General features: G+C 64.1%; 2 protein-coding genes and 1 pseudogene. 1 reads left to right on the plus strand and 2 read right to left on the minus strand.

The features are described from left to right. Nucleotides 1-380, minus strand: a 380-nt coding sequence (locus QZY48_RS14850; RefSeq protein WP_295432090.1) for a hypothetical protein, incomplete at its 3' end; no start/stop codon positions are given. A gap of 113 nt (nucleotides 381-493) precedes the next feature. Between QZY48_RS14850 and QZY48_RS14855 the strand changes: the two genes are divergently transcribed. Continuing rightward, nucleotides 494-1,678, plus strand: a complete 1,185-nt coding sequence (locus QZY48_RS14855) for an ISAs1 family transposase (RefSeq protein WP_295432093.1) — start codon at nucleotides 494-496, stop codon at nucleotides 1,676-1,678. A gap of 18 nt (nucleotides 1,679-1,696) precedes the next feature. Here QZY48_RS14855 and QZY48_RS14860 read toward each other — a convergent pair. Beyond that, nucleotides 1,697-1,810: pseudogene (locus QZY48_RS14860) on the minus strand (hypothetical protein); the annotation flags it as partial.

Genomic DNA, 1,810 nt, shown 5'->3' on the forward strand with positions numbered 1-1,810 from the left:
GGGCTCAGGAGGGGGCGCGGAACGCCGGCGGCGTCCATCTGGCGGTAATCGTCGCCCAGCTCGGCCCAGACTTCCTCGGGGTCGCGCCCGGATTCGCGGATGATGTCGCTGATCGAACGCACGCCCAGGGCGACGGACTCGCGGTTGGACTGCATGTCTTTGAGTGGGTCGACCCACGGCCAGCGACGGCCTTGGGCAGTGACTTGGGTCAGACTGTCGAGCCGCTCCAGCGGATAGGGGTCGCCATTGCGCCGCAGCAGGCGACCGGAGCGCAGGGCATGGGCCAGGGCGCGGCGGTAGATGGGCTTGGTGACCCATTCGATCCACCAATCCTGCAACCGCATCCAGAGTTCGCGCTCGGACAGGGCGCCCTGGCGCAACGAGGAGTAATTGACAGGGCAATCGCATCAAAACATTAGCGACTACTACTGGAGTATATCGATAGGGTCTGTATCATCCGGCGCCCGTGTTTGCTGATGATGTACCGCCGCCGATGCCTGACATGACCCTGGACCGCTCCCTGATGACGCATTTTTCGACGCTTGAAGACCCGCGCTGCACGCTCAAGCGCCGTCACAAGCTGTTGGATATGATCGTGATTGCCATTGCGGGGACCCTCTGCGGTGCCGATGGCTGGGCGCAGATCGCGCAGTTTGGGCGCTCTAAGGAGGCGTGGCTGAAGCAATTTCTGGAGTTGCCCCATGGGATCCCCTCGCACGACACGTTCGGGCGTGTCTTCAGTCTGCTGCAGCCCGAGACGGTCGAGGCGTGCTTTCGCGACTGGGTCGAGGCGATCCGTGAGGTTATTCCAGGTGAGATCATCGCCATCGATGGTAAGACGCTGCGTCGCTCCCATGATCGCGCCAAGGGACTGGCGGCGCTGCATCTGGTCAGCGCCTGGGCGACGGCCAATCGGGTGGTGCTCGGACAGGTCGCCACCGAAGCGAAGTCCAATGAGATCACGGCCATCCCACAGGTCCTGGCGCTGCTGCACCTGGAAGGGTGCATTGTCACCATCGATGCCATGGGCTGTCAGACCGCGATCGCCGAGCAGATCGTGGCGCAGGGCGGGCGCTATGTCCTGGCGCTCAAGGGCAACCAGGGCACCTTGGCCGCCGAGGTCGAGGAGGCGTTCATCGACGCCGATGCGCGGGAGTACGCTGAGGTGGCCTCTGAGGTTCTGGAGACGACCGAGCAGGGGCATGGGCGGCGTGAGACCCGCCGCTACCGCACCCTCGGCGACCTCTCGGGCGTGCCGCGTCGCGCCCTGTGGGAGGCGATGAATATGATCGGGATGGTGGAGTCCGAGCGCGAGGTCAACGGCAAGATCACGCGCGAGACACGCTTCTATATCGGCGCCATCGGCACCGAGGTGGAGACCTTCGCGCGTGCCGTGCGCGGGCACTGGGGTGTGGAGAATCGGCTGCATTGGAGTCTCGATGTCTCCTTCAACGAAGACGACTCGCGAGTGCGCGATCCCGAGGCGCGGGAGAATCTGGCGCTGATTCGGCGCATCGCCCTCACGCGCTTGCAGCACGACGACACGACACTTGGCATCCAGAGCAAGCGCCTCAAGGCCGGCTGGGACGAGCGCTATCTCGCCAAGCTGCTGTTCGAGGCGCCAACGATCGCTCCACAAAAGACCGCCTCCAAGAACTCGAATATTAGAAAAACGTGATGCGATTGCCCTGGAGTAATTGACCCCTTCGAGATCGTTGGCGAGCGCGTTGTAGCTGACGCCCAGGCCGCAGGCGATGCCGCGCAGCGCGGCCTTGACGAAGACGCCGTGCTCGGTGTTGGGCCAGGTCCA

Source organism: uncultured Thiodictyon sp. (assembly GCF_903828115.1).
Lineage (GTDB): Bacteria > Pseudomonadota > Gammaproteobacteria > Chromatiales > Chromatiaceae > Thiodictyon.